The organism is Faecalicatena fissicatena (genome assembly GCF_016900595.1).
In the GTDB taxonomy this organism is placed as follows: Bacteria; Bacillota; Clostridia; order Lachnospirales; family Lachnospiraceae; genus Claveliimonas; species Claveliimonas intestinigallinarum.
Genome location: NZ_JACLYY010000001.1, coordinates 96,458 through 120,988, shown reverse-complemented (window position 1 = coordinate 120,988; position 24,531 = coordinate 96,458). Strand labels below are relative to the sequence as shown.

Sequence of the window (24,531 nt, the reverse complement as noted above, 5' to 3'; positions counted from 1 at the left end):
ATAGTTAAGTATAGCACATTTTCCCGTCAAATTAAATCAGGAAAAAATGCGGTTTTTTCTCGCCAAATACCTTCCACAGGATGTTCCCTCCCAGATAGATCCCCACCACGCTGAGGCAGGAAAAGAGGAGCATGAAGGGCACGCAGATCTGTCCGAAGAGCTGCAGGGGCATCCCCGTGTAGTCCCACACATGCCAGCCCATCCACTTGTTGACGATGATCCCGGTGATAAATTCGCAGGAGGTGATAAAGACCATGCACCGGAGAAGCTGCACCCACAGCGGATCCTGCCACTGGCGCACGCTCCCCTGCCAGGCGCAGAAGCACATACAGATGCCTCCCAGGACAAACATGCTCCAGTGGGAGAAGCCCCGGAACACCACCTCAAAGCCGTAGTAGAGACACCCTCCCACGAACCACAGCAGCAGATATTCACAAATTTTCTTTCTGTATTCTCTCATAAAAAACGCCCTCACTGTATAGTCTCCTATATAGTGTGAGCGTTTCTGCCGCAAAATATAAATGGTCACAGCTGGCATTTTACACCATATGGCCAAGATAGTAAAATCCTCTGCACTCGTCCAGGCGCACCTGCACCAGCTTTCCTGTGAGATCCTCCCCGCCCGGGAAATGGACAAGGAGATTGTTGCTCATCCGTCCGGTCATAAGGGACGGGTCATGGTCGTTCACCGACTCCACCAGCACCTCCTGGACAGTGCCCTGGTGCACGGCGCACACCTCACCGGCGATCTCCTGCACTTCCTTAAGAAGCCGGTCAAACCGGTCCTTCACCACCACCTGGGGAACCTGGTCCTCCATGGCCGCGGCAGGAGTGCCTGTCCGCTTTGAGTAGATGAAGGTAAAGGCGCTGTCGTACCGCACCCTTCTCACCACATCCAGCGTCTCCTGGAAATCCTCCTCCGTCTCCCCGGGAAAGCCCACAATGATGTCCGTGGTGAGGGAGATGTCCGGAACGGCGGCCCGTATTTTCTCCACCAGCGCCAGGTACTGCTCCTTCGTGTACCGGCGGTTCATCTTCTCCAGGATCCGGCTGCTCCCGGACTGCACCGGGAGATGGAGATGACGGCAGATCTTCTTCGATCTTCCCATCACCTCTATGAGCTCGTCGGAGAGATCCTTCGGGTGGGAGGTCATAAAGCGGATCCTCTCGATGCCATCCACCTTCTCCACCTCCTCAAGGAGCTGAGCAAAGGTCATAGGGTGCTCCAGTGTCTTCCCGTAGGAGTTCACGTTCTGTCCAAGGAGCATGATCTCCACCACGCCGTCCGCCGCCAGGCGTTCCACCTCCCGGATGATGGCTTTCGGATCACGGCTCCTCTCCCGCCCCCGGACATAGGGGACGATACAGTAGCTGCAAAAGTTGTTGCAGCCGAACATGATATTGACGCCGGACTTAAAGGGATATTTCCTGGCCACAGGCAGATCCTCCACGATCTTGTCCGTGTCCTTCCAGATGTCGATGATCATCCGGTCCGACTCCATCCGGGCCGCGATCAGCTCCGCGAACTTGTAGATGTTGTGGGTGCCGAAGATGATGTCCACAAAGTGGTAGCTTTTCTTCAGCTTCTCCACCACCTGTGGCTCCTGCATCATGCAGCCGCAAAGGGCGATCATCATGTGAGGGTTGGACTTTTTCGCGTGTCCAAGCTGCCCCAGGCGTCCGTACACCCTCTGGTTGGCGTTCTCCCGCACAGTGCAGGTGTTGTAGATGACAAAATCCGCCTTCTCCTCCTCCGGCTCCTCCACGTAGCCCACTTTCTTCAAAATGCCCTCCAGCTTCTCCGAGTCTCTGGCGTTCATCTGACAGCCAAAGGTGGTGACGTGGAAGGTGAGGGGACGTCCTGCTCGGGCTGACGCCTCCTGTATGTACTTTCTGGCCTTCTCCATAAAGTAGTACTGCCGCTCCGGCTCATGAGCAGGCGGTTCATCCAGAGGTTCCCTGAATGTCCTCTCCCATTTTTCTTTTTCTATCATTTATCTGTTCACCTCATGAAAATCATTTTACCGCCTAAGAATTATAGCATGCCGCCCATTCGCAGGCAACAGGAAATCCGCCCGGAGCGAACCGTTTTTGATTTCATATGTATGATCCGCAGCAGCTGCGATACTTTTAGAGTGAGTGACTACAATGACACATTTCGATCTGCTATGCGCCTGCTCCTTCAGCAGCCTCATTATATCTTCAGATGTTTTTTCATCAAGATTACCGGTGGGCTCATCGGCCAAGATAACCGGTGTTTCAGCTGCGATCGCCCTTGCGATCGCCACTCTCTGCTGTTGCCCGCCTGATAATTTCAGGACATTCCTTCTCGCCTCCTCTTCCGTTATCCCCACATCTTTCAAAAACGGCAAAGGAGAAGTCTTTGAAGTCAGCATGACATTTTCCAGTGAGGTCATATAATTGATCAGATTGTAATTTTGAAACACAAATGAGACACACTGTTTTCTGTATTTTTCATAGCCGATTTCCGCTATATTTTCTCCCCTGTAGAGAACGGCTCCTTTTTTTGGCGTATCAAGTCCGCCCAGCAAAGACATCAGGGTTGTTTTTCCCGATCCGGAAGCCCCGGTGATCGCGTATACGCTTCCTGTACAAAAGCTTACATTTACCTCTTTCAATACAGGCTTTGAGCTGTCATACCAGTAGCTGACATCCCGGACTTCTAATATCTTTTCAGTACTCATACTCTTGTCCTCCATTACGAAAACGTGCTCAGGATATGCCCTGGGCTAAACCGTGCTATGTAAACATGCGAAGTCAGTGTTGCCGTCAGCACGGCGAACAGCCCGATCAGTCCCGAGAGACAGGCTTCTGTCACAGTCATTGACAACTGGATATCCGTCAGAATTCTGTTCACAGCAAAAATCAGGGTGGAAACAAAAGCCACGGCCGCAATCCAGGAAAACATGTACAAAATCATGTTTTCTATCATATGCTGCAGGATAATGTTTGATTTTTTCACTCCCAGGGACAAAAAAATTGCTATTTCTCTTCTTCTGTCCCTCAAATGGATCTGCATCACTCCGAACAAAACAAGCGTACCGGCAATTCCTAAAATCCACAGGTATGTACGCGTCAAGCGGGACATGGTCTGGAGCTGCTCCTCGGACTGTTCATATGTATGGTTCATGACATGAATATCTCTGCCCTCAAGGACGTCTTTCTCAGTCAGCCTGCTTATCGTTTCGTCTATTTCCCGTGGTGACGCAAGAAAGAACTGTACTCCGGTGTAGGTATTTCTTTTATTCCCCTGTAAATAGGATGCTATCTCCTTCCCGCTATTGCTGTCAATAAAGATATAATTATCTTCAATATTACACTCTGCCGTGTCGGCCCCCACCTTTTGCTCATAGTTGCTTCTGTAAATCCCTGCGATCCTGAAATCATAGGCTTTTCCTTCGGCCTCACTGTCGAATAACAGAAGGCTGCTTTTAACTATATTCGCAGTTATTGTATCTCCGATAGTATAGTTGTTGAGACTGGCAAGCGTATCAGATATGATCGCCGTATTTGTCTTTGCATCTCCTATGGGCTCTCCTTCTATAAGTTCAAATTGTTTATTTGAGAAATATTCACAATCATTGCTCCTGCTATTGCTTATAAAGCGTGTCATATGTTCTTCGGCAGCTCCGCTTCCCAAAAATCTGCCCGGGATCAAAACCGTGTCAGGCACGCTTAAATACAGCACATTTGTCGCATTATATCTTACAATAGTATCTTCCTCCATGACCTGATCAATAAAGCTGTCGTCAATCTGATAAGCGGGATTATCCGAACCAACCTGGAAATATCCCTCCATCCCCTGATAAATCGTTTCAACACTGTTCTGAATACCGTTATCGACCGCTATACCTCCCATAAACAAGGATATCAGCAAAAACATGACAGCTAAAAGCAAAAGGTTCTTTTTCTTCAGTCTTGTCAGATAAAGAACTGCCCTTCTTAACATTCCTATGCCGCAAGTGCTGCTCCCCTTTCCCATATCTCTTTGCATGCCCCTCCCTCTGGTTATGATCCGGACAACATATCAGCTTCCTCTGTTGTCTGCCGTTTCTACTTGTCCCATGTCAATAGTAGTCTTGAAATATATCAACTGGCTTCATATGTAAAATTGGCCGTGATGAAATTGAGACTGCGGCCAGAAGTATCAGACTCAGCACCAAATAAAGTCCGGCCACAATAGGCAGAGACAGACTGCTGTTGATGTTTTCCGGCGTTCCGGACGTTTCCTTGATCGAGAAAAGCTCTCCCACTGTTCCGTTTCTGCTCTGCTCCAACACATCCTGCTCAGAGATTTCTTCCGCCTCTTCTGCTTCTGGTGTAAATGCAGTCAGAAGGAAGTCACCGGTGCTGTCCGCCAGCCTCACAGATGCCGCTCCCGCTATGATATACGCCGCAGACATGATAAGCATGCACTCCACCAGCAATTGCAGTAAGATATTCTTCTTTGATATGCCAACGGAAAGGTAAATCCCTATCTCATGCTTTCTGTCCTTCACCCGGATCGTGAGGAGGATGTAAAATGTCAGAAATGCTATTATGAAGGTGGCAGCAATGAGTACAGTAAGGAAAATATTCATGTTTTTCAATGGACTCAAGGCATCCCTGTAAAGGGTGTCGTCCTCCTTCACATAAAAACCAGCCCAGTCGATGCTGCTGTCGTCCTCCACATCTTTGATGACAGAGTCCAGCTCTTTCGGGTCCTGTACAAAAAAGGTCACTTTATCATATTCTGTGTTATAGCCCCCGTATTCATCAAGCGTTTTGATATCCGATATACCTGCAAACATCATGTTATCGGCTATTTCACCTTCTGGCGTATACTGGTTGACAGCCTGGGAGCTATTTACATGGAAAAAGCCTATTACTTCCAGATCAAGCGGCTGCCCCAGATTTCTATCAGCAGAGCCGTCATACAGGTACAGACATTCCCGCATTTCTGCCTTTAGGATGTCTCCCAGTTTGATATTGTTTTTTTCGGCCAGCTTGTCAGATATCAGGACGACGCCTTTGTCCTGCTCGCTGATCGGCCTGCCGGCGCAGAGTTCAAAGCTGCCGGTCTGGAAATAATGGTGGAGAGAACTGTCTGTACAGCCATATAAATCCGTTGTATTCGCCTTTATCACATTGAAATTTTTTTCTTCTTCAGTCAGGTCTGCTGCGTATCGGGGATCTGTGTTGGTCTGCTGTATAATATTGGCATACAGCCCTGGGAAAAGGGAAATATCCTCAATATACATAGGCATCCAATTGTTATCAACCGAATAATTGACAACACCCTCATGCCCCATTATTTTTTGGATCATTTGATCATCAATCAATGGTCCTTTATATGAAGTGATAGTTCCTCCATTAGGCAAGGTAGTAACTTCCCGATATGCTGGATCTTCATTTATTATTGCAGTCATTTTGAATGAAGCACCCAGCGACTCGCGGATATCCTTCTGGGCTTCCTGAGAGCCCCGGAATACAGCTATACTGAGAAGCGCTATGAAACTCAGGATGGTCAGGATAACCAAAAGTATCAGGTTATTTTTCTTCCTTTTTATGTATAACAGAGAGCGTTTTAATATATTCATACTATCTCATCCCCATCCCGGGCTGAAGGGAGGCCTTCAGTCCAAAAGCACTGCTGTTCACGATGTGTCTATCATATATATACATCTAAAAACAGGAAAAATCTATATTTTTGTTTATTTTACACAAATATGTACTATGTTTTTTAAAAAAAGTGCTACCCGGGAATTTGGCAGTTGCTTTCTCCCCCTGCATCCGGTATGTTTTTTATGGAGGAAATACGGATATGTTCGAAAAGAAATATTCCATGACCCAGGAAGAGAACGTCTTCTGGGCAAAGAGAAATCTCGTTGATTACATCTGGAAGTCCGCTAACCTGGAAGCTATCAGCAGCATCCTGTCCTCTGACAGAGAGTGGACTGAGAGGGCGCTGGACCTTATGCTGTATCTGACAAAAAGCCAGCTTTTCTATGACGGCAACAAGCGGATTGCCATGCTTGCGGCCAACAAGCTCCTTATCCAGCACGGCTGCGGCGTATTGTCCGTCTCCCAGGATCGGCTGGAGAAGTTCTTCACCCTGCTCGTCTCCTACTATGAGGATGACACAAGAGCTGAAGAGTTAAAAGAATTTCTATACAACGAGTGCCTGGACGGCTTCAAAAGCATGAAATAAAGGATGCCTCGCAGGCATCCTTCTATCACATCCTTATTTATAAACTATATAAACTGATTTCTGGCTCTGTCGTATTCGTAGTCAATCCCCTTCAGGGTTTTGGTGATCTCCGCCTTGTCCACCTGCATGTCATCGCAGAGGTCATCCAGATCTCTGTAGAAATCTCTCAGCTTTGTGTTCACCACGCCCAGCATCAGCACCGGGTCTCCCGGAAGTTTCCTCATCATTTGTCCTGCATCTCCTTTTTCACAATCATATTTCTGTACAGTCTGTCTGCTCTCTTACCCGCCTCTTTTATCTGACCTCCACGGTCCGCCTGTCGGTGACGATCACCTGGGCCCTCCTGTCGTGTGGCTCGTGGGGGATCTCCTCAAGCACCTGGAAGTCAAAGGCCAGGGCCATGGTCAAAAGCCCCGGATGAGCCTCCAGATACCTGTCGTAGTAGCCCTTCCCGTAGCCGATCCTGTGCCCCCTCAGATCAAAGGCGCTGCCCGGAAGGATCACCAGGCCGTCCCGGCCATCCGCCACCTTGCATCTCTCCGGATCCGGCTCCCTGACGCCGAAATTACCGGGGGCCGTCTCCTCCAGGGAGCGGATGTAGAAAAAGTCCATCTCCTCCCCGCAGGTCCTGGGGACAGCCACCGCCTTTCCCAGCTCCCAGGCCCTCTCCATAATGGCCCTCGTCCCTGTCTCTCCCCGGAAATCCACATAGCAGTAGATGGTCTTCGCCGCCTGAAACCAGGAATGGGACACGGCCCTCCGGAAGGCCGCCTGCGTCCTCTCCTGCCACTCCTGCCCATCCAGCTTCTCCCGCAGTCCCAGGAGCCGCCGCCTAATTTCCTTTTTTCCGTCCATACTTTTTCCCCAGGTCCGTGATGGAACCGTCCTTTTCCTGTATGGAAATATTGTTGAGCTGTCCCCGCAGGTTCTCCCGCACGGACGCGATGTACTCCTGCCGCAGGAGCTGCTGCTCCTTCTTCTCCGCGTCAGTGAGCCCCTCTGCCTTGGACTTGTGGTAGAGCTCGTTGATCCTTTTTATCTTTTTTTCATCCATTTCTTTTTCCTCTGATTTCTTCCTCTGTATGTTCTTAGAATTCGAAGGCCCGCGTCCCTGTCTGAAGCAGCCTTTGACCGAAATCGCTCTCAGCCGGAGCCGCCCTTCTGCGGGAATAGTCCCTAGCTGGAGTAGCTCTCAAGGAAGCTGTACAGGAGCTCCGTGCTCTCGATGTATTTTCCGTTCTTGATCTCATTCTGCAAAGTGGCGGGAAGGGAGGACACCTCAATGCTTGTGTAGTCGTAGGCTGTCTTCTTGTCGCTCAGGAATACCACCACATACCCGTTGACCTCCATCAGATAGTAGGCGTCCTCTGTGGCAGCGTCTCCCTTGACCGCATCCCCCTCCGTGGTCACGGCCTGTCCGCTCTGCCCTTCCTCCGTCTTCTCTTCCTCCTGCCCGGAGAGGGCCACCTCTTCCCGGGCCCGCTCCACCGCCCTCTCGTAGGTGAAATGATAAGCGGCGGCCAGCACAATGAAGGCCGCCAGGGCGGCAGTGAAAAAACCGATACTCAACTTTTTCTTCATAAGGACAACTCCTTTTTTAGTAAAGTATCGGCATATTTTCCACAATTTATACACAGCCTAGCGGTATCTGCCCCTGATCAGATGCAGCTTCCTGCAGACGGTGACAAGGGTGGCTCCCTTGGGGGCAGCAAGCAGCTCCTCCTCTGTAATGCCTCCCAGCCCCACCAGGCTGATGCCGTAGACGACCACAGCCGCGATCACCGCCAGCACAGTGGCCGGCATCTCGCCGATGAACAGCACCCCGAGCAGGTGTACAAGGAGAGAGACGATACTCATGATCACAGCCGCGATGGCCGGGATCACAAAGGTCTGCTTCTGCTCCTGCACATACCCGCAGGTCTCCCGCAGGTCGTGGGCGTTCAGGATACAGATGGACGCCGCGAATATGATCTTGCTGACCGGGATAGAGTAGATCCCCCACTTAAAGACAACAAGCATAATAAACAGGGCTGCCACGTGGATCACAAGGGAAATGGCCGCGTTCTTCACAGGCTTCCCCATCTCGTCCAGTCCCTGCAATGCCGCGTTGGTCACTGTGGACAGACAGAAGAATACCACGGAAATGCCGCCGATCCGCAGCATCAGAGCCGGGATGGCATTGTCCTGCGTAAAGTACAAAAGGTCCAGAAGGGGCCCTGCCAGAGCGATAAAACCGGCTGCGCAGGGAATGGCGATCATCATGTTGAACCGGGACACCATGTTGATCTTGCTGTGGATCTGCCTGCGGTTCCCGGTCTGGATGGTGGCCACCAGGCTGGGGATAAAGGATGACGCCAGGGCGCTGGACACGCTTAGGGGGATGTTGGTCATAGTATCATACTGGCCGTTCAGCATGCCCAGGAGAGAGGAGTACTCTCTCTCCGCCATCCCCTGAGCGGACATGATATTGGAAAACATGGTCTGGTCCACAATGTTGCTGATATTGTAGACTGTGGCGCTCAGGATGACAGGCGCGATGGTAAAGAGCAGCACCTTGTACACCTGCCCCCGGCTCTCCAGCCGTCTGGTCCTGTCCCGCCTCATCTGCCTTTTCAGCCTTGTCTTGTAGGCCGCAAACACAAACACCAGGAAGAGAAGCGCTGTCAGCGCGCCGATGACCGTACCCAGCGTTCCGCCGGCAGCCGCAAAGGCAGCGCCGTACATCTCCTTGTCCTCGCCGCTTGCCATGGCCCGCCCTGTCTGCATCAGAAGGTAGGCTCCCACAACGCTGACAATGGCATTGATGAGCTGCTCAATGACCTGGGAGACCGCTGTCGGTATCATGGTCCCGTAGCCCTGGAAAAACCCCCGCAGGACTCCCAGGAACGCTACGATCAGGATACAGGGCGCCAGCACCCGCAGGGCGTAGACGCTCATCCCCATCTTCAGTATATCTGTGGAGATAAATCCGGCGCCGAAGAACACAATGGCTGTCACCACGCCCCCGGCCACCAGGGCAAACACCATGGCCCCCTGGAACACCCGGTAGGCGTTCTTGTACTGTCCTGTAGCCACCCTGGCTGACACCAGCTTGGACACCGCCATGGGAAGGCTGTAGGACGTGAGCATCAGAGCCAGGCTGTACACCTGGAAGACAACGCCGTAGTAGCCGTTTCCCTCGCTGCCCATGATATTGGTCAGGGGGATGCGGTAGGCAAGCCCCACCACCTTTGTGATCATAGCAGCGGCGGCCAGAATGGTCCCCTGGGCCAGAAAATTGGTTCCTTTTTTCTTAGACATAATATTGCTCCATATCTTTTCTTATCGTAAAATCTGGAGTTGTTCCAGTATCTCCCTCTGCTTCTTTTCCATAACGAGGCGCTCATCCTCCCCGATATGGTCATATCCTGTTAAGTGTAACACAGAATGGGCGATTAAGAAAGCAAATTCTCTTTCGGCCGAATGGCCGTAGGCCTGCGCCTGCTCCAGCACCTTGTCCTTGGAGATCACGATATCCCCCAGCACAAGCTCCCCGCTCTCCGGGTCAAAGCAGTCCTCCCTCTCCTCCAGAAAATCAAAATTTCCCGGCTCCCCGTACTCCACCATGGGGAAGGAGAGCACGTCCGTGGGCCTGTCGATCCCCCGGAACTGCAGGTTCATCTCATGGATCTGCTCATTTGTGGTAAGGAGCAGGTTCACCTGAGCCTCATAGGGGCAGCCCACATAGTCCAGGGCCGCATCGATAACCCTCTTTGCCAGTTCTTCACAGGGAAGGGGCAGCTGCAGTGCCCCCTCCTCCTCAAAATACAGTGACATCTATTTTCTCCTTCTGTCTCTTCCTCTGTTTTTCTTTGACTCCGCCTTTGACTCATACTCCTCGTAGGCCTTGACGATCCTCTGTACAAGGGGATGGCGCACCACGTCCCTGCTGGTCAGATGGCAGATGCTGATGTCGTCAATATTCTTCACTACATTGACGGCCACGTCCAGCCCCGACGTCTGTCCGGAGGGAAGATCCTTCTGAGTGGCGTCCCCGGTGATGACCACCTTTGAGCCAAAGCCAATGCGGGTCAGGAACATCTTCATCTGGGCCGGCGTGGTGTTCTGGGCCTCATCCAGTATGATAAAGGCATTGTCCAGGGTCCGTCCTCTCATGTAGGCGAGAGGCGCCACCTCGATGAGCCCCTTCTCTGAATTTTTCAGGAAGCTCTCCGCCCCCATGATCTGGTACAGGGCATCGTAGAGCGGCCGCAGGTAGGGGTCGATCTTGCTCTGCAGGTCACCGGGCAGAAAGCCCAGCTTCTCTCCCGCCTCGATGGCCGGCCGGGTCAGAATGATCCTGCCCACCTCATTATTTTTAAATGCCGTAATAGCCATGGCCATGGCCAGATAGGTCTTTCCTGTTCCCGCAGGCCCCAGCCCGAAGACGATCATCTTCTGGCGGATGGCATCCACATATTTTTTCTGGCCCAGGGTCTTGGGCTTGATGGGCTTGCCCTGGAGGGTGTGGCAGATCATGTCCTTGTCAATCTCCAGCACCCGGTCCTCCTGGTCCTCCATAGAGAGGGAGAGCGTGTAGTCCACGTTCTGTTCCCGGATCTCATTGCCCCTCCTTGCAAGCTCTGTCAGCTGCATGAGAACACTTTTGGCCTTATTGGCCTGCCCCTCCTCTCCCAGTATCTTCACCGTATCTCCCCGGGGGATCAGCGTCACCCGGAGAGTGCGCTCTATCTTTTTTGCAAAGCTGTCAAACTGGCCGAACACATGCATCTGGTATTCAGCCGGAATATCGATGGTCAGTTCATTCATTCCCATTCGTCTGGTCTTCCCTTTCTGTCTGGTCTGCCACCTGGGGATCAGGCAGGATCCGGGTGGGGACTTCCCCCGCCACAGGCCCCCTCACAGTCAGTGTACCCCTGGCACAGGCCGCATTTTGCTCTGTGTATATTTTAACATCATTCTCTGTAATTTCCAGTCCCTTTTTTTTCAGCTCCCGGCAGGCCCGCTCAAAGCGTCTGCTGAGGATCTGCTGAAGCTGGCTGTCCGTGTAGCTCTCCGAGGCGACCTGACAGGGCACTGCGGTCCTCTTGCCAATGAACACGGGCAGGGAAAAATTTTCTCCCAGGATAAGCTGTCTCTCCTCCACATGGTACTCATACTCCCGGTAGCTGTTTTTCAGCCATCCGAGGGTAAAGGTCCAGCTCCCGGCCTGAAGGAAATACTCCTCCTGCATCCTGATATTCCCTTTGTCGTACTCGTAGGTGCGCTCTTTGTACTCCCTTGCCACAGTGTCCTCGTAGGGCATCTGGTATTCCCCTGTAATGTCCGCCTGGGCCTGACAGTACCTGTACCCGGTCACCTCCCCCGCATCGTCCTTCAGATCCACCCTGCCGCTCACGAGGATATCCCCCTTCTTCACCTGATCCCCCTCATGGACAAGGGGCGTCCCCTTTCTGGTAACTATGGACAGGATGGTGCAGTCCTCCTGCGCCGCCAGGTCCGTCCCCTCTTCCCCCTGCCCTGCCTCTCCCGCGTCCTGCAGATTCCCCTGGGTCTTTGCGGACAGGTGATTGTTCTCCTTGACCTGGATCACCAGCTTTGTCCCCTGCACAGAGGCGGAGACCCACACAATATCGCTGTAGGCTGCCCGCAGGTCGCGGGCGATCTCCTCGCAGTCCACGCTCCCCGCGGTCATCCCGCAGTGAATGTCCTCAGCCCGCAGGAACGCAAGGAGCGCTTCATCCGTCCTCCTGGAATTGCCCCGGATATCGATCTCCCATATGAAGAGGGAGAGGACGTACACCAGAGCCGCCGCAAGAAAGGCGCCTGCGAAGAAGAGCTTCCGCTTGCGGTATCTGTGTAAAAAAAAAGGAAGGCCATACCGCCTCTTGACCCTCACCTTTGTCCCTGTCTTCCTCGCAAGCGCCTTAATTCTTCTGAAATCCTTCAGCGCCATGTACATCTCGTAGGCTCCCCCGGCGGACCGAAGGCCCCACAGGGCGATCCCCCGATGGCTGCAGGCGTTGAGGAAGCGCTCCGGCGAGTATCCCTCCACACGTATCAGAAGGTATCCCTTTATATATCGGATCATAGACCTGATCAACTGCACATCCTCCCATCTGTCATTTATATTCAATACTGCTGATCAGCCCGGTGATCTTCATCTCTGTGTTCGTGTAATACTCTATGGACAGCCGCTTCCCGGTCAGCCGGATCTGGCCGCTCCTCGTGTTGATACGGATCAGCTCCTGGGTGTACTCCTGTATGCCCCGGTAATTTTCCACCCGGATCTCCTGCCTTCCCGTGGCAGTCAGGACCGGAAGGGACAAAAGCAGCTCCCTAGGCACCTCCGCCGCATCCGCTATGCGGCTGCGAAGCAGCATATCCTCATCCTTTTGCTCTCTTTTCATGCCGAAATGCCCCACATAGCTTTATACCTAGTCTATGCGGGGCATTTCTCCTCTATGCGCTCTCCGGTCAGATCTTCTCAAAATCCGCTGCCCCGTGCTTGCAGACAGGACAGGTGAAGTCAGCGGGCAGCTCCTCTCCCTCGTAGATGTAGCCGCAGATCTTACATCTCCAGCCTGTCTTCTTCTCCTTTGCAGGGGCGGGCTTGATGCTGGAGTGGTAGTAAGCGTAGGTGGCTGAAGCCGCGCCATCCAGCACCTCCCCGTCTGTCACGTCCGCCAGGAACAGAGTGTGGGTGCCCAGATCCATAGTGTCCACCACCTTTGCGGAAAGGTAGGCGTTGGTCCCCTCTGTGATGTAGTACAGCCCGTTGGCGGAGCGCTCTGCCGCAGCGTAGTCTGCGAACTTGTCCACGTCTCTTCCGCTCTGGAAGCCGAAATGCTTAAAGGTGTCAAAGGAGGCCTTCTCAGACAGGATAGACACATTGAACACACCGGTGCGCAGGATCATATCATGAGTGTAGTTTCCCTTGTTCACAGTCAGCGTGATCCGATTTGGCGTGTCTGTCACCTGCCCCGCTGTGTTGGTGATGCAGCCGTTGTCCTTCTCCCCCTCCTTTGCAGTCACTACAAAAAGCCCGTAGCTCAGTTTAAACATTGCAGTCATATCCATCTTCCTTTTCCTCCTACTACTGTTCTATCTTTTATTTTTTGCAAATGACTATTCCCGTATGCGTCCCTTTTCCACATTGGGATCGATCCAGTTTTTCCTTGCGTACTCCCAGAGCTCCTCCGAGCCGGCGTGGGTGTTTCTGTTCCTTCCCAGGATCTGAGACAGCTCCACCTGGTGCTCCACCCAGGCCTTTCCGTCTGTGGCGGCGTTGAGCATCATGGGCTGTAGGTTGTCCATACAGCGGGCAAACCTGGCCTCCGGCGTCTCGCATGCCTCGAATTCCTCCCACAGCGCCTTCAGCCTCTCCCCCTGGTCAGAGGGCAGCAGCCCGTAAATCCTCTCCGCGGCCTTCCGCTCCCTGTCCTTCTGGGTCTTTTTCGCCTCCTCATCGTAGGCGTAGGTGTCCCCCGCGTCAATCTCCACAATATCGTGGATGAGAAGCATGGTGACTGTTTTGAGCACATCGATCCTCTCGTTGGCGTACTCCGAGAGGAGGATTGTCATGACGGCCATGTGCCAGGCGTGCTCTGCGTCATTCTCCTTTCTCTTTCCGTCCGACAGATAGGTCTGTCTCCCGATCAATTTTTCCCGGTCAATCTCCCGGATAAAAGAGAACTGCTTCTCTATTCGTTCCTGATCCATGGCTGTCATCCTTCCTTTTTGTCATTTTGTCTTATCGCCGCCGGGCGCCGCGGCATGCTGTCACTGGGCATCTTCCTGTAACAGGTTCCACAGCTGTCACTGGGCGTCCTGCCGGGCCGGGTATTCCCGTGCCGCGATCTGGGCCCCGTTCATATCCAGATACCGCACCACTACTGTGGGCTGTTGCACGCCCACCACATCCGTCAGGGAGTCCGCCACAGACTGAAATGCCTCGTCCTGCTGATCCATCTCCTGCTCCATCAGAGGCTTCATCTCCTCTGTCATAGCCAGAGTCGTGTAGGTGTACTCATAAATCAGGCGGTTGCCCTCACCTTTGAGCGCAAAGTCGATCTCATCCGTCCTGATATCTTCAAGCGTGCTGTTCAGGATGTTCTGCATCAGATCTGAGGCCACATACTCCTCCATGCTGTCGTAGAGATAATAGGGCTCCTGCTCTGCCGCCTCCTGCGCTTCCTCTGCCGCTCTTTCGGCCTCCCGGGCCGCCTTTCGCTCTTCCTCCTCCAGGCGCTTTTCCTCCTGCGCCCGGGCCTGCTCCCTCTCCCGGTCAGCTTTTTCCCCGGCCCCGCAGCCCGCGGAGGAGAAGGCCAGCGCAAGGGCCAGCAGACTGCACAGGAGTCTTCCCGTAATCTTCCTCCTCATATGCATGTCCTCCTCATAAAGATATTGTATTCATCTTATAGCGGAAGGGAAATATTGTCAATAAACGGCGTGTTTTCGCCGTAATATTCGGAATTTTTCTCCGTTCTTTCCATTTCAGTATGTATATGATAGACTATTCGGTGACATTCTTAAACAGAGAGGTTATTTGAACATGAACACAAACGAATTTATAGCAAAACCGGTCCGGGAGCTCTTTTTCCACTACCTTGTCCCGGCCATCTGCGGCACCATGGTCACATCCATCTATGTGCTGGCAGACACCATTATCATAGGAAAGCGGCTGGGGGAGACAGCCCTCGCGGCCCTCAACATCGCCCTCCCCATCTACAATGTATTTTTCGGCCTGGGCCTTCTGTCCGGGGTGGGTGGGTCTGTCCTCATGTCCATCTGTCGCGGGAAGGGCCGAAGGGAGGAGGGGAACGCCTGCTTTACCGCTGCCCTGCTCCTGAACATAGTCCTGTTCCTTGTCTGCCTCGTCCTGTGTACGGCCTTTATGGAGGACCTGGCCCTGTTCCTGGGCGGCACGGAGGAGACTATGCCCTACATCATGGACTATATTCCCTACATCATCTGGGGCATGGGCACCTACTTCTTCTCCGCCTTTCTCCAGACCTTCATCCGGAACGACGGAGCGCCCAGGCTGGCCATGTGCGGCGTCATCGCAGGCGGCGTGACAAACATTATCCTGGACATTGTCTTCGTCTTTCCCCTGGATATGGGAATGGCGGGAGCCGCTCTGGCCACTGTCACCGGCTCCACGCTGACGGTGCTCATCCTGTGCACACATTTTTTCACAAAGAAAAATCAGCTCAGGTTCACCCTGAAGGGCTTTCGCCCGGTCTTCATGGGCAGGATCTTCGCAAACGGCTTTACCAGCTTCGTCATTGAGGCGGCCTCAGGGTTCACCATTTTCTTCTTCAACCTGCAGCTCATCCGGTATCTGGGCAACACAGGCGTCACGGTATACGGCATCATCAGCAACACAGCCCTGGTAGTGATCTGCCTGTGCAAGGGCATCGAGCAGGCGGCCCAGCCCATCCTGTCCATCAACCACGGGGCGGGCCTTGCGGAGCGTATACAGAAGGTACAGTCCCTGTCCCTGCGCACCTCCCTTGTGATCTGCGCCATCCCTGTGGTCCTGGGGCTTGCCGTGCCGAACCTTTTCACCTACATTTTCCTGAACCCGAGCCGGGAGATCCTGACTCTGGCGGCCCCGGCCGTGCGCATCTATTTTACCGGCTTTCTGTTTCTGGGAGTCAACATGGTGTTCATCTGCTACTTCCAGTCCGTGGCAAAGGCAGGGCGTTCCCTTCTCCTCTGCCTCCTGAGAGGGTGCATCCTGGTCATCGCCTTTGCCTACATCCTGCCTCTCTTTCTGGGCAGCACAGGCATCTGGCTGGCCTTCCCGGCCGCAGAGCTTGTCACCATGGCAGTGGGCATCTGCATCTATCAAAAGGAGCTGTCTTCTTCAAACATATAGAGTTCATGGAGAGCCCGGGTGGCGCAGATATACTTTGCCTGCCCAAGAAGAGGGTTCTCCTTCTTTTTGTCCCACACAGTGAACACCTGATCAAACTCCAGCCCCTTGGCCAGGTAGAAGGTAGTCACTGTCAGCCCCGGCTTAAAGGAGCTGCTGTCCCTGTCAATGTAGGACACGGAAAGGCCCCTCTTTTTCAGAAGCTGGCTGATCTCCCATGCCTCCTCCTCAGTCATGGCCAGCACGGCGGCCGTCTCAAAGCCGTCCTCTCCCTGGAGGCGCAGATTGGCCTCCACACCTGCGAGGAGCTTCTCCAGATCCTCAAAGGACGCCTCCACCACCTCTTTTCCATGTCTCTCCAGCAGTCCGGGCACCTGGCTTCCGTTGAGCCGGGCCGCGTAGGAGGCGATCTCCACTGTGTTCCGGTAGCTCTTGTCCATGACGATCTTCCTCACCTTTCTCCCGAACACCTTCGGCAGAAAGGAAAGGACATCCTGCACATGGTCGTCCATAGTCTGGAATTTGTCCCCCAGTATGGTCATGCTGCAGGAGAAGAGCTCCGCCAAGATCAGGTACTGGATGTAAGAATAGTCCTGCATCTCGTCTATAACAAGATGCTTCACCCGCCTGTGGGCCCCTCTGCCAAGAAGCCTGTATTTGAGATACAGCATGGGGAACACGTCCTCATACTCCAGCACTCTCTTTTCACAGGGCACGTCCGCCAGGAGGGGATAGCCGCAGTCCTCCATGAGCCAGTTGTAAATCCTGTAGATGTCCTTTGTCACATACATGCGGTCGAATTTTTCCTGGACATACTCCCTCTCCTCATCGGAGAGATCCCTGTCCCTGAGGGTCTCGAACTCGTCCACAAAGTATTCCATCACTGCGTCCATCCGCTTCAGGAGAGGAATGTCCTGGAATTTAAAATAAAACAGCTGGATGAGCTCATTTTCCGTCTTCTTCAGTCCCTTGAACTCAATGTCCTTAAAGTCCAGCAGGCTGTCCTCCAGAATGGCGAGAAACCCCTCCATCTGGGCAGCCATCACCTCCGACTGCTTCTCTTTGTAGATCCGCTCCCTCTCCTCATCCGGAAACTTCATGACCCGCTCCAGGTGATGCCACCGGTCCTCGCAGTCAGCGGCTGTACCCTTCAGCTCCTTGTAGGCAAACAGGTCAAAGCTCATCTCCTGCACCGGCTCCTCCCCCAGCTCCGGCAGGATGTGGGAGATATAGTCCGCAAAGACGCTGTTAGGCGACAGGATCAGCACGTCCGATGATTTCAGATTGTCCCTGTCATGATACAGAAGGTAGGCGATCCGGTGGAGTGCCACAGATGTCTTGCCGCTCCCCGCCACGCCCTGGATGGCCAGGATCTTATCCTCCGTGTTGCGGATAATAGCGTTCTGCTCCCGCTGGATCGTGCTGACAATATTTTTCAGCTTCACATCCCCGTTTGTTCCCAACTCCGCCTTCAGTATCTCGTCGTCTATCTTTGTATCGCTCTCAAAGGCGTAAATAAGCTTTCCCTTCCGGATCTTGTACTGCTTTTTCGCGGTGATCTCGCCCTCCATGACGCCGGCCGGCGCCTGGTAGGAGGCAGGCCCCCTGTCATAATCATAGAAAAGGCCGCTGACCGGCGCCCTCCAGTCGTAGATGAGAGGGGTCATGCCCGTGTCCTCGGCAAAGTTTCCTATCCCAATGTAGAAGATCTCCGCCTCGTCCTCGCCCTCGTAGACAAAATCCACTCTCCCGAAAAAGGGGGAGTCCTGCATCCTCCGGAACCGTCTTCTCTTGAGGAGAAGCTCATTGTTGGCGTTGGTCTGGTTCAGGAGGGCCTGCTGGTTATCATAGTCCTCATACCCATACTGGTCCATCTCCGTGTAGTTTTCCCAGTAGTAGTCGTGCATACTCTCAATATCTTTCTGTCCGGCCAGAATGGACTGATCCAGCTTCTCTATTCTGTTTTTCAGCTTTTGCGTAACTTCCTCAAGAAAAGAAATGCCTTCTGTGTATTGTTCGTTTCTGTTCATTACTCCTCTTCTCCGTTAATAGCTGTCATCTCCTCCTGTATCTCCTTCTCGCATGACTTCATGGCCAGGAGCGTCTTCTCAAACAGTTCATTCAGCTCCCACCCGAGCATCTGCGCCCCTTTCCGTATGATATCCCTGGAGCAGCCGGCAGCAAACCGCTTGTCTTTAAACTTCTTTTTTACGCTGGACACCTCCATGTCCGACACACTCTTTGAGGGGCGCATCAGGGCCGCCGCCCAGATCAGTCCCGTCAGCTCATCCGCCGCAAAGAGAACCTTCTCCATCTCGCAGGAGGGCTCCTCGTCCGAGCAGATGCCGTAGCCGTGGGAGCACACAGAGTGGATCATATCCTCCCCCACTCCGGCCTTTCGCAGAAGCTCCGGCGCCTTCTGGCAGTGCTCCTCCGGGTAGAGCTCAAAGTCGATATCGTGGAGAAGCCCTGTGATCCCCCAGTACTCCTCCTCATCGCCGTATCCCAGCTCCCGGGCGTACCAGCGCATCACCTTCTCCACTGTCAGACCGTGCTGAATGTGGAAGGGTTCCTTGTTATATGTCCTCAGAAGCTCCAGCGCTTCCTCTCTTGTCAGATTGCTCTTCATTTGTTCTAGCCTGCCTTTCTTCCATGTAGTCTGGTAAGTTTAAATGTTATTATACCAGATGCCGCCGCTGGTATCCAGATGTATATTATACTCTACATTTATATTGTGCAGGATTTATCCCGCTGGTTATAAGACTTATAATTCATTTTCCGAATTGCCGGTATACCTAACACTCTCAAGGATCGGCACGCACAGCGATCTGTTTTGAGAGCCAAAAAAGGTTGTCCTCAACCAGATGGACAACCTTTCATCTTTTGTAAATGCTGATTTTTACTTTTTACATATGCTTTTGGGGGACAAAAGAAAGCTTTAAATCCATCCCCATGCCATCAGCTCATTCTTTTTGCGTTAGATTTTGTGATGTTCTCGCTTCTACAATCGCTCGAATAATGTCAAATTCAGGCTGTAATGCATCATACTCTTTTCGAAATTCATCCTCTTTTAATTGTTCATTCAAAAAGTCTTTAAATTCGCTCATTACAACGATTCCTTTCCAGAAATTCTAATCGGTATTGCTTTGCCAATCTGAAACCTCAAAATCCTCCGACTTCATATTGCTGTAATAGCGCCCCTTCTCCGCCGTAAATTTAAGCACGCAGTAGTCCGGGTCTGTCACGCCCTCCTTGTAGAACAGCGTGTCTCCCTCCTGCCAGAGCCGCTCCTTCACCTCCGGATCCTCCAGCACCTCCACTGCGCCGGACAGGCTGACGCCCCTGAAATAGCGCCTGTCCATAAAGTAGAGGCTGGCTTTCGGGTTATCCCGGAAGCATTTCACCTTGTTGGAGGATGTGTTGGTGGAAAACCAGAAGATCCTGATGCCCTCCCTCTGCCTTGGCTTCAGCATGGCCTTTGTCACCGGAAATCCCTCACTGTCTATGTAGCTTATAAAGCAGTTTCCCGCCCTGTCCGCCATATTTCCTATCGTCTTTTGGGCATCTCTCATCATCTTCCCTCTCCTTTCCACTCCATCTCATACTCTTTTTCTCCGGTCCCCTCATCCAGCCCTTCCTGCCGGATGCGGAACCCGTTTCTCAGATAAAACCTCACGGCCCGCTCATTTTTCTGGTATACCCGGAGGGTGAGAGCGCCGCGGCCCTTCTTTGCGAAATCCAGGAGGGCGGCGCCGATACCGGCTGACCGCTTCTCACCCCGCACAAAGAGCCCCTCTATATAGTCCCCGCTAAGACCGATAAATCCGTCCGGGCGGCCTGCCTCTTCCTCCTCGTACACGTAGAGGTCAGCTCCCGGCAGCAGGTCTCTTACAAGCTCCTGGTTGTCCTTCCAGTACCGCTCCGTGATAAAGCTGTGGGCCTGCAGGTTGCCCTCCAGCCAGAGCCCCATGACCGTCTCCAGATCCCTCTCTTCAAATTTTCTGATCATCCTCTCCTCTTGCACCCCTTCCGCAATCAAAAAAAATCCTCTCTGACACCGTATTATACTGCATCAGAGAGGATTACTCAACCATACTGCCTTATCTATACTTTCTTTATCTATGCTGTCTTTTTCCGGGCCGCTCTATCCTTACAGCGCTTCCCGGTAGATCTGGGCTACTTCCTCCTCCGTGAACACCTTGGGGTGGTTCTGGAGTCCGGCCGCGGAGACCTTGAAAGCGTTCTTTGTCATCCACTCCACATCCTCCGGAAGGACGCCCTCCGCCGAGAGAGTTGTCCGAAGATCCAGGCTGTCCAGGAGCGCCTCGATGACAGCCACGCAGTCCTTCTCATCCGCGCCTCCCAGACATTTTGAGATGACGGCAAATGTCTCCGGAGCCGCCTCTACGGTGCGCCTGTAGATGACCGGAGTGAGGGCTGCCAGGCCCCTGCCGTGGGTGATGTTGCGCATGCCGCTGGCCGGATGCTCCAGCCCGTGGGGCGCAGTCACCCCGGCCTGGTTAATGACCATGCCGCCGTATGTGCTGGCCAGGCAGACAGCGCTCCAGGCATCCATGTCCATGGCAGCTGGGTCTGTGAGCCCTTTTTTCTTCTCCTCATAGATTTTCACCAGATTTCCGCCGATGAGGCGGATGCCCTCCAGAGCCATGATCTCCGTGATCGGGTCACAGATTTTGCTCATATAGGCCTCCATGCAGTGGCAAAGGGCGTCAAATCCAACGGACGCCAGGACATGAGCCGGCATGGTGGTCATCAGCTCCGGGTCAACGATGGACGCCCTAGCGATGACCGCGTTGTCCCGCAAAGATTTTTTGTCCCTTGTCTCGTCCTCTGTGAGCACGGCAAAGCAGTTGCCCTCGCTGCCTGTCCCGCAGGTGGTGGGCACAAGGACAAGAGGCAGTGCGCCGGCGCCTTTCTTCACCCCATAGATATAGTCGAAGATCGGTCCCTCATTGCAGGCCGCAAAGGCCACCGCCTTGCTGCAGTCCATGATGCTTCCCCCTCCAAGACCCACGATCACATCGCAGCCCTTCTCCCTGGCGATGGCGGCGCCTCGCATAGCGGTGGATGCAAGGGGATTGGGCTCCGCCTCGTCAAAGACAGTCACCTCCATCCCCTCTTTTTCCAGCAGCGCTTTCGCCCGGTCCAGGAGCCCGGATCTCTTTGTGCTGCCTCTCCCCGTCACGATCATGGCCTTTCGCCCGTATTTCGCGGCCTCCTCTCCCAGTACTTCGGTCTTCCCGGCTCCGAAGATCAGATTGACCGGGAGATAATGGCTGAATATTGTCATCATGATAGCTCTCCATCCTTTCTCTGTTCCATTCTAAACAAATGCGGAAGCAAAAAGGGAGCTGTGATCTCATCTCACAGCTCCCTTGCCATATTTCCGTATTCATTTCCCAACGAGCCTATTATGATAGTTTTTCTTCCATCTGTCAAGACTCCGTCCAAAAAATCTTTCCTGTCACTTCGCCGCTGAGAAGGCGGCCGCCTCCTCCACCCAGCCGAGCAGCTCCTCATCAATCTCCTCCTCCCGGGACACAAGGACATGGTGGGTCCACCGGTTGGGATAGGGCTCGGTGGCGATGTCGATGCGGGGCGACTCCTTTTTGCAGGCCAGCCCAAAGGTAATTACAATATAGACCGGCGGCCGCTCCTTCGCCTTTCTCACCTTCGCGAAGGAGACGCAGGCAAAGACATGTCTGTTGGTGTAGGTGATCTGAGTCTTCTGCACCTTGATGCGCACGTTCTCTACCCGGGAGAGAACCTCTTTCTCGAACTTCACATACAGAGGCAAAGCCTCCGGCATCTGCTCAAAAAACTGCAGCACTCTGTCATCCATCTTCCCGGCTCCTCTTTATTTCAGAAAGGTCTTGTAGTCCTCGTAATTCTTTGCCAGCAGATCCGGCGTATTCAGGCCGTAGGGACATTTGCTCATGCAATGGCCGCAGTGGAGACAGTTCTCAATCTTCTTCATCTTCTCCTGCCACTCCTTGGAGAGCCATCCCTCCTGGGGCGCCCGGCGGAGCATCAGGCTCATCCTGGCACAATTGTTGATCTCAATGCCCGCGGGACAGGGCATGCAGTAGCCACAGCCTCTGCAGAAATCACCGGAGAGCTGCTTCTTGTCCTTCTCGATCTCTGCGAGGAGGTTCCCGTCAAGCGCAGGCGGACAGACCTGATAGGAGAGAAATTCATCCAGCTCCGACTCCCTCTGCACGCCCCAGATAGGAGCCACGTGGGCGAACTGCGGCTGGGCCATAAAGGCGTAGGCGCAGGCTGAATTGTGGATCAGTCCCCCTGCCAGCCCTTTCATGGCGATAAATCCCATATCCGCCGCCTTACACTCCTCTACGATCTCCAGGTCTGTATCTGACGCCAGATAGGAGAAGGGGAACTGCAATGTCTCATAGAGGCCGGACTGGATCGCCTCCTTCGCCACAGCGATCCTGTGGTTTGTGATGCCGATGTGGCGGATCTTTCCCTGCTTTTTTGCCTCCAGAGCCGCATCGTAAAGCCCGGACTCATCTCCCGGCTTCGGGCAGAAGGCCGGGTTGTGGAACTGGTAGATGTCTATGTAGTCTGTCTTCAGCTTTGTAAGGCTCTCCTCCAGATCCTTCCACATATCCTCTGCCGTCTGGGCAGCAGTCTTCGTGCTGATGACGATTTTGTCCCTTGTGTACTCAAAGGCAGCGCCCAGCTTCTCCTCGCTGTCCGAGTAGGCCCTGGCGGTATCAAAATAGTTGATCCCGTTGTAAAATGCCTTCTGCAGGAGATAGACAGCCTCCTTCTTCATGATGCGCTGGATGGGCAGGGCCCCAAATCCGTTCTTGTTGACCTCGATCCCGGTCTTTCCTAAAATCACTTTGTCCATGCTTTGTTTCCTCCGTTTCTATTTGTACTTTTTGTGTTTTCCATTGCTTCTGTTCGCTTATGCTGCCTGCTCATTTACCCTATGCACCGGTAGCACTCTTCTTTTTATCCAGACTGCGCACAGCCCAGGCGATGAACATGCCCCCGGCCAGATTGCCCGCCGAGACAAAGGCCAGCACCTTCAAAGCCTCCAGCGCGCTGATCCCGAACTGGAGCCAGCAGCAGGACAGGTAAAACATATCCGCCACGATATGCTCAAACCCGCAGAACACAAAGGCGGTGATAAAGAGCCACACATAGAAGATCTGGGCAAAGGAGCCGTTTTCATACCTGGCGCCGATAAGCACTGCAAAGGCCACAAAGAACCCGCAGAACACAGCCAGGATAAAGAGGCTCAAAGGAGCGTCCTGAAGCTTCGTCTCACCGATCCTGGCCAGAGGCTCCCGGATCGTCTCCTTAAATCTTGTCCCCTGCACAGCGGCCGCCGCGATCAGCGTCCCTATGCCGTTGCCCGCCCAGGCCACCGCTACATCGCTCCAATGATATCTTCTGTCATACACCATCAGCGGGCACACCCTTGTCACAAGCATGTTGTGGAGGTTGAGCACAAGGAGAATTCCCACCGCAAAAAACAGGCTTCCCACCAATGTGTTGGGGATTGCGAGATAGGTCATGGCTCCCATGGAAATAAACACACCGGCCATAACGCTGCTCATCCATTTTTCTTTCATGTCATTTTCCTCTTCTGTTCTTTTTTTCTGGTATCTCTTCTATCCAAGGAGGATATCCCTGAGCTTTTTCATGTCCATCCTCTCCAGGACGTGATCCGCCGCGGGGAATGGCTCCTCTGGTGAAATCTCTGTCCGCACGTAGACCGTGGCAAGCCCGGCCCTCTTCGCTCCCTCGATGTCGCACAGGCCGTCATTTCCCGTCATGACCGCCGTCTTCCTGGGAATGGCAAAGGCTGTGAGGAGGGACTCGTAAAAGGCCAGGTCCGGCTTCTTGCAGCCCTGCTCCGAGGAAATGAAAATGCCGTCAAAATACGGAGTGATCCCCAGAGCGTTCATCTCATACTCTGTGAATATTTTCTGGGCATTGGACAAAAGGTAAAGCTTTTTCCCCTTCTCCCGCAGGGCCTGGAGCATCTCCTTCGTCCCCTCGTAGAGCCTCAGATAGTCTATGGAGAGGATGCGGAAAAACTGACCCGCGTGCCGCACCAGAGGCTCGTCTGCCTCTGCCCCCTTCTCCAGGAAAAGCGACCGGAAGACGTCCTCGATCTGTATCTCCGGAAACGCCTCATGGGCGTCCCTCCTGACTCCTCTCTTGCCGGCGCTTTGCTCCTCTGTCAGCCGCCGGTAGGCCGCTCTAAGCTCCCCCGGCGTGTAGGCTGCGCCGTAAAAGGCGTAAAACAGAGCCAGTCTCTCCCACAGCTCCTCCTTTTCTTCGTCTGTGTGTATGTCCACAAGCGTGCCGTACAGGTCAAAAATACAGGTCTCGTACATTCCCGGCCTCCTTTCATTTTATCTTTTTTATTATACCCTCAATC

Annotated in this window: 28 protein-coding genes and 1 pseudogene; 2 read left to right on the top strand and 27 right to left on the bottom strand. The window is 53.4% G+C overall.

Annotated features, from left to right (window positions below; all coding sequences use genetic code 11):
- Positions 1-31: 31 nt before the first annotated feature.
- The 5 genes from H7U36_RS00605 to H7U36_RS00585 all read right to left on the bottom strand — a co-directional run bounded on the left by H7U36_RS00605 (position 32) and on the right by H7U36_RS00585 (position 5,600).
- Positions 32-460 (bottom strand): putative ABC transporter permease, encoded by a 429-nt coding sequence (locus H7U36_RS00605; RefSeq protein ID WP_033124933.1) that lies wholly within the window; start codon positions 458-460, stop codon positions 32-34.
- A gap of 79 nt (positions 461-539) precedes the next feature.
- On the bottom strand, positions 540-1,994 hold the full coding sequence (miaB, locus tag H7U36_RS00600) for a tRNA (N6-isopentenyl adenosine(37)-C2)-methylthiotransferase MiaB (RefSeq protein ID WP_191493211.1): 1,455 nt from the start codon (positions 1,992-1,994) through the stop codon (positions 540-542).
- Positions 1,995-2,021: 27 nt separating this feature from the next.
- Positions 2,022-2,705 carry an ATP-binding cassette domain-containing protein gene (locus tag H7U36_RS00595; RefSeq protein ID WP_191493212.1) on the bottom strand — a complete coding sequence of 228 codons (684 nt, stop codon included), beginning with the start codon at positions 2,703-2,705 and terminating at the stop codon, positions 2,022-2,024.
- A gap of 14 nt (positions 2,706-2,719) precedes the next feature.
- On the bottom strand, positions 2,720-4,003 hold the full coding sequence (locus tag H7U36_RS00590) for an ABC transporter permease (RefSeq protein WP_205155595.1): 1,284 nt from the start codon (positions 4,001-4,003) through the stop codon (positions 2,720-2,722).
- Between the two features lie 85 nt (positions 4,004-4,088).
- Positions 4,089-5,600, bottom strand: a complete 1,512-nt coding sequence (locus H7U36_RS00585; protein WP_191493214.1) for an ABC transporter permease — start codon at positions 5,598-5,600, stop codon at positions 4,089-4,091.
- A gap of 224 nt (positions 5,601-5,824) precedes the next feature.
- Here H7U36_RS00585 and H7U36_RS00580 point away from each other — a divergent pair, with 224 nt between their 5' ends.
- Positions 5,825-6,211 carry a Fic family protein gene (locus tag H7U36_RS00580; protein WP_191493215.1) on the top strand — a complete coding sequence of 129 codons (387 nt, stop codon included), beginning with the start codon at positions 5,825-5,827 and terminating at the stop codon, positions 6,209-6,211.
- A gap of 44 nt (positions 6,212-6,255) precedes the next feature.
- On the opposite strand, the gene H7U36_RS00575 is transcribed toward H7U36_RS00580, so the two are convergent.
- From H7U36_RS00575 to H7U36_RS00520, 12 genes are all read right to left on the bottom strand, one after another.
- Complete coding sequence (locus tag H7U36_RS00575) at positions 6,256-6,438, bottom strand: DUF4250 domain-containing protein (RefSeq protein ID WP_033124887.1); 183 nt, start codon at positions 6,436-6,438, stop codon at positions 6,256-6,258.
- Between the two features lie 67 nt (positions 6,439-6,505).
- Positions 6,506-7,066, bottom strand: a complete 561-nt coding sequence (locus H7U36_RS00570) for a 5-formyltetrahydrofolate cyclo-ligase (protein ID WP_191493216.1) — start codon at positions 7,064-7,066, stop codon at positions 6,506-6,508.
- Positions 7,044-7,265, bottom strand: a complete 222-nt coding sequence (locus tag H7U36_RS00565; RefSeq protein ID WP_033124885.1) for a DUF896 domain-containing protein — start codon at positions 7,263-7,265, stop codon at positions 7,044-7,046. The genes H7U36_RS00570 and H7U36_RS00565 overlap by 23 nt, the downstream gene beginning before the upstream one ends.
- A gap of 122 nt (positions 7,266-7,387) precedes the next feature.
- On the bottom strand, positions 7,388-7,792 hold the full coding sequence (locus tag H7U36_RS00560; protein ID WP_033124884.1) for a hypothetical protein: 405 nt from the start codon (positions 7,790-7,792) through the stop codon (positions 7,388-7,390).
- Positions 7,793-7,849: 57 nt separating this feature from the next.
- Positions 7,850-9,511: a putative polysaccharide biosynthesis protein gene (locus tag H7U36_RS00555; protein ID WP_191493217.1), complete on the bottom strand. Its 1,662-nt coding sequence runs from the start codon at positions 9,509-9,511 to the stop codon at positions 7,850-7,852.
- Between the two features lie 21 nt (positions 9,512-9,532).
- Positions 9,533-10,027, bottom strand: a complete 495-nt coding sequence (gene ybeY / locus H7U36_RS00550) for an rRNA maturation RNase YbeY (protein ID WP_033124882.1) — start codon at positions 10,025-10,027, stop codon at positions 9,533-9,535.
- On the bottom strand, positions 10,028-11,026 hold the full coding sequence (locus H7U36_RS00545; RefSeq protein WP_033124881.1) for a PhoH family protein: 999 nt from the start codon (positions 11,024-11,026) through the stop codon (positions 10,028-10,030).
- Positions 11,013-12,302 carry a sporulation protein YqfD gene (locus H7U36_RS00540; RefSeq protein WP_243426664.1) on the bottom strand — a complete coding sequence of 430 codons (1,290 nt, stop codon included), beginning with the start codon at positions 12,300-12,302 and terminating at the stop codon, positions 11,013-11,015. Before H7U36_RS00540 ends, H7U36_RS00545 begins: the two co-directional genes overlap by 14 nt.
- A 31-nt stretch (positions 12,303-12,333) precedes the next feature.
- Positions 12,334-12,621, bottom strand: a complete 288-nt coding sequence (locus tag H7U36_RS00535) for a YabP/YqfC family sporulation protein (protein WP_191428870.1) — start codon at positions 12,619-12,621, stop codon at positions 12,334-12,336.
- A 67-nt stretch (positions 12,622-12,688) separates the two neighbouring features.
- Complete coding sequence (locus tag H7U36_RS00530) at positions 12,689-13,291, bottom strand: flavin reductase (protein ID WP_191493219.1); 603 nt, start codon at positions 13,289-13,291, stop codon at positions 12,689-12,691.
- A 48-nt stretch (positions 13,292-13,339) separates the two neighbouring features.
- The gene (locus H7U36_RS00525; protein ID WP_033124879.1) at positions 13,340-13,933 is read right to left on the bottom strand and encodes an HD domain-containing protein; all 594 of its coding nucleotides are present in this window, start codon (positions 13,931-13,933) and stop codon (positions 13,340-13,342) included.
- 96 nt (positions 13,934-14,029) lie between these two features.
- Positions 14,030-14,593, bottom strand: a complete 564-nt coding sequence (locus tag H7U36_RS00520; protein ID WP_191493220.1) for a DUF4854 domain-containing protein — start codon at positions 14,591-14,593, stop codon at positions 14,030-14,032.
- Positions 14,594-14,765: 172 nt separating this feature from the next.
- On the opposite strand from H7U36_RS00520, the gene H7U36_RS00515 reads away from it, so the two are divergent.
- The gene (locus tag H7U36_RS00515) at positions 14,766-16,094 is read left to right on the top strand and encodes an MATE family efflux transporter (RefSeq protein ID WP_191493221.1); all 1,329 of its coding nucleotides are present in this window, start codon (positions 14,766-14,768) and stop codon (positions 16,092-16,094) included.
- Here the strand turns inward: H7U36_RS00515 and H7U36_RS00510 are convergent.
- From H7U36_RS00510 to H7U36_RS00465, 10 genes and pseudogenes are all read right to left on the bottom strand, one after another.
- Positions 16,064-18,121, bottom strand: coding sequence for a HelD family protein (locus tag H7U36_RS00510; RefSeq protein WP_191493222.1), 2,058 nt, complete (start codon positions 18,119-18,121; stop codon positions 16,064-16,066). The genes H7U36_RS00515 and H7U36_RS00510 overlap by 31 nt on opposite strands.
- Positions 18,121-18,720 carry an HD domain-containing protein gene (locus H7U36_RS00505; RefSeq protein WP_033124875.1) on the bottom strand — a complete coding sequence of 200 codons (600 nt, stop codon included), beginning with the start codon at positions 18,718-18,720 and terminating at the stop codon, positions 18,121-18,123. The genes H7U36_RS00510 and H7U36_RS00505 overlap by 1 nt, the downstream gene beginning before the upstream one ends.
- 334 nt (positions 18,721-19,054) lie before the next feature.
- Positions 19,055-19,198, bottom strand: coding sequence for a hypothetical protein (locus tag H7U36_RS00500; RefSeq protein WP_205147606.1), 144 nt, complete (start codon positions 19,196-19,198; stop codon positions 19,055-19,057).
- A 24-nt stretch (positions 19,199-19,222) separates the two neighbouring features.
- Positions 19,223-19,663, bottom strand: a complete 441-nt coding sequence (locus H7U36_RS00495) for a pyridoxamine 5'-phosphate oxidase family protein (RefSeq protein WP_138303069.1) — start codon at positions 19,661-19,663, stop codon at positions 19,223-19,225.
- Complete coding sequence (locus H7U36_RS00490; protein ID WP_138303046.1) at positions 19,663-20,100, bottom strand: GNAT family N-acetyltransferase; 438 nt, start codon at positions 20,098-20,100, stop codon at positions 19,663-19,665. Before H7U36_RS00490 ends, H7U36_RS00495 begins: the two co-directional genes overlap by 1 nt.
- 141 nt (positions 20,101-20,241) lie before the next feature.
- Entirely contained in the window at positions 20,242-21,405 is a 1,164-nt protein-coding gene (locus H7U36_RS00485) for an iron-containing alcohol dehydrogenase (RefSeq protein ID WP_242842805.1), read from the bottom strand.
- A 171-nt stretch (positions 21,406-21,576) separates the two neighbouring features.
- Positions 21,577-21,954, bottom strand: a complete 378-nt coding sequence (locus H7U36_RS00480) for a DUF5655 domain-containing protein (protein ID WP_033124873.1) — start codon at positions 21,952-21,954, stop codon at positions 21,577-21,579.
- Positions 21,955-21,969: 15 nt separating this feature from the next.
- Positions 21,970-22,986 carry an aldo/keto reductase gene (locus H7U36_RS00475; protein WP_138303047.1) on the bottom strand — a complete coding sequence of 339 codons (1,017 nt, stop codon included), beginning with the start codon at positions 22,984-22,986 and terminating at the stop codon, positions 21,970-21,972.
- A 79-nt stretch (positions 22,987-23,065) separates the two neighbouring features.
- Positions 23,066-23,719, bottom strand: a pseudogene (locus H7U36_RS00470) (formate/nitrite transporter family protein); the annotation flags it as partial.
- A 36-nt stretch (positions 23,720-23,755) separates the two neighbouring features.
- Complete coding sequence (locus H7U36_RS00465; protein ID WP_138303049.1) at positions 23,756-24,487, bottom strand: HAD family hydrolase; 732 nt, start codon at positions 24,485-24,487, stop codon at positions 23,756-23,758.
- Between the last annotated feature and the right edge of the window lie 44 nt (positions 24,488-24,531).

What these genes read in the sequence shown, in the direction of transcription:
- ybeY (WP_033124882.1), bottom strand. Translation starts at nt 10,027, where the DNA reads ATGTCACTGTATTTTGAGGAGGAGGGGGCACTGCAGCTGCCCCTTCCC.
- H7U36_RS00530 (WP_191493219.1), bottom strand. Translation starts at nt 13,291, where the DNA reads ATGGATATGACTGCAATGTTTAAACTGAGCTACGGGCTTTTTGTAGTG.
- H7U36_RS00555 (WP_191493217.1), bottom strand. Translation starts at nt 9,511, where the DNA reads ATGTCTAAGAAAAAAGGAACCAATTTTCTGGCCCAGGGGACCATTCTG.
- H7U36_RS00510 (WP_191493222.1), bottom strand. Translation starts at nt 18,121, where the DNA reads ATGAACAGAAACGAACAATACACAGAAGGCATTTCTTTTCTTGAGGAA.
- H7U36_RS00525 (WP_033124879.1), bottom strand. Translation starts at nt 13,933, where the DNA reads ATGGATCAGGAACGAATAGAGAAGCAGTTCTCTTTTATCCGGGAGATT.
- H7U36_RS00565 (WP_033124885.1), bottom strand. Translation starts at nt 7,265, where the DNA reads ATGGATGAAAAAAAGATAAAAAGGATCAACGAGCTCTACCACAAGTCC.
- H7U36_RS00485 (WP_242842805.1), bottom strand. Translation starts at nt 21,405, where the DNA reads ATGATGACAATATTCAGCCATTATCTCCCGGTCAATCTGATCTTCGGA.
- H7U36_RS00480 (WP_033124873.1), bottom strand. Translation starts at nt 21,954, where the DNA reads ATGGATGACAGAGTGCTGCAGTTTTTTGAGCAGATGCCGGAGGCTTTG.
- H7U36_RS00540 (WP_243426664.1), bottom strand. Translation starts at nt 12,302, where the DNA reads ATGATCCGATATATAAAGGGATACCTTCTGATACGTGTGGAGGGATAC.
- H7U36_RS00545 (WP_033124881.1), bottom strand. Translation starts at nt 11,026, where the DNA reads ATGGGAATGAATGAACTGACCATCGATATTCCGGCTGAATACCAGATG.
- H7U36_RS00505 (WP_033124875.1), bottom strand. Translation starts at nt 18,720, where the DNA reads ATGAAGAGCAATCTGACAAGAGAGGAAGCGCTGGAGCTTCTGAGGACA.
- H7U36_RS00495 (WP_138303069.1), bottom strand. Translation starts at nt 19,663, where the DNA reads ATGAGAGATGCCCAAAAGACGATAGGAAATATGGCGGACAGGGCGGGA.
- H7U36_RS00500 (WP_205147606.1), bottom strand. Translation starts at nt 19,198, where the DNA reads ATGAGCGAATTTAAAGACTTTTTGAATGAACAATTAAAAGAGGATGAA.
- H7U36_RS00520 (WP_191493220.1), bottom strand. Translation starts at nt 14,593, where the DNA reads ATGAGGAGGAAGATTACGGGAAGACTCCTGTGCAGTCTGCTGGCCCTT.
- H7U36_RS00490 (WP_138303046.1), bottom strand. Translation starts at nt 20,100, where the DNA reads ATGATCAGAAAATTTGAAGAGAGGGATCTGGAGACGGTCATGGGGCTC.
- H7U36_RS00570 (WP_191493216.1), bottom strand. Translation starts at nt 7,066, where the DNA reads ATGGACGGAAAAAAGGAAATTAGGCGGCGGCTCCTGGGACTGCGGGAG.
- H7U36_RS00575 (WP_033124887.1), bottom strand. Translation starts at nt 6,438, where the DNA reads ATGATGAGGAAACTTCCGGGAGACCCGGTGCTGATGCTGGGCGTGGTG.
- miaB (WP_191493211.1), bottom strand. Translation starts at nt 1,994, where the DNA reads ATGATAGAAAAAGAAAAATGGGAGAGGACATTCAGGGAACCTCTGGAT.
- H7U36_RS00595 (WP_191493212.1), bottom strand. Translation starts at nt 2,705, where the DNA reads ATGAGTACTGAAAAGATATTAGAAGTCCGGGATGTCAGCTACTGGTAT.
- H7U36_RS00605 (WP_033124933.1), bottom strand. Translation starts at nt 460, where the DNA reads ATGAGAGAATACAGAAAGAAAATTTGTGAATATCTGCTGCTGTGGTTC.
- H7U36_RS00590 (WP_205155595.1), bottom strand. Translation starts at nt 4,003, where the DNA reads ATGGGAAAGGGGAGCAGCACTTGCGGCATAGGAATGTTAAGAAGGGCA.
- H7U36_RS00580 (WP_191493215.1), top strand. Translation starts at nt 5,825, where the DNA reads ATGTTCGAAAAGAAATATTCCATGACCCAGGAAGAGAACGTCTTCTGG.
- H7U36_RS00515 (WP_191493221.1), top strand. Translation starts at nt 14,766, where the DNA reads ATGAACACAAACGAATTTATAGCAAAACCGGTCCGGGAGCTCTTTTTC.
- H7U36_RS00475 (WP_138303047.1), bottom strand. Translation starts at nt 22,986, where the DNA reads ATGGACAAAGTGATTTTAGGAAAGACCGGGATCGAGGTCAACAAGAAC.
- H7U36_RS00585 (WP_191493214.1), bottom strand. Translation starts at nt 5,600, where the DNA reads ATGAATATATTAAAACGCTCTCTGTTATACATAAAAAGGAAGAAAAAT.
- H7U36_RS00465 (WP_138303049.1), bottom strand. Translation starts at nt 24,487, where the DNA reads ATGTACGAGACCTGTATTTTTGACCTGTACGGCACGCTTGTGGACATA.
- H7U36_RS00535 (WP_191428870.1), bottom strand. Translation starts at nt 12,621, where the DNA reads ATGAAAAGAGAGCAAAAGGATGAGGATATGCTGCTTCGCAGCCGCATA.
- H7U36_RS00560 (WP_033124884.1), bottom strand. Translation starts at nt 7,792, where the DNA reads ATGAAGAAAAAGTTGAGTATCGGTTTTTTCACTGCCGCCCTGGCGGCC.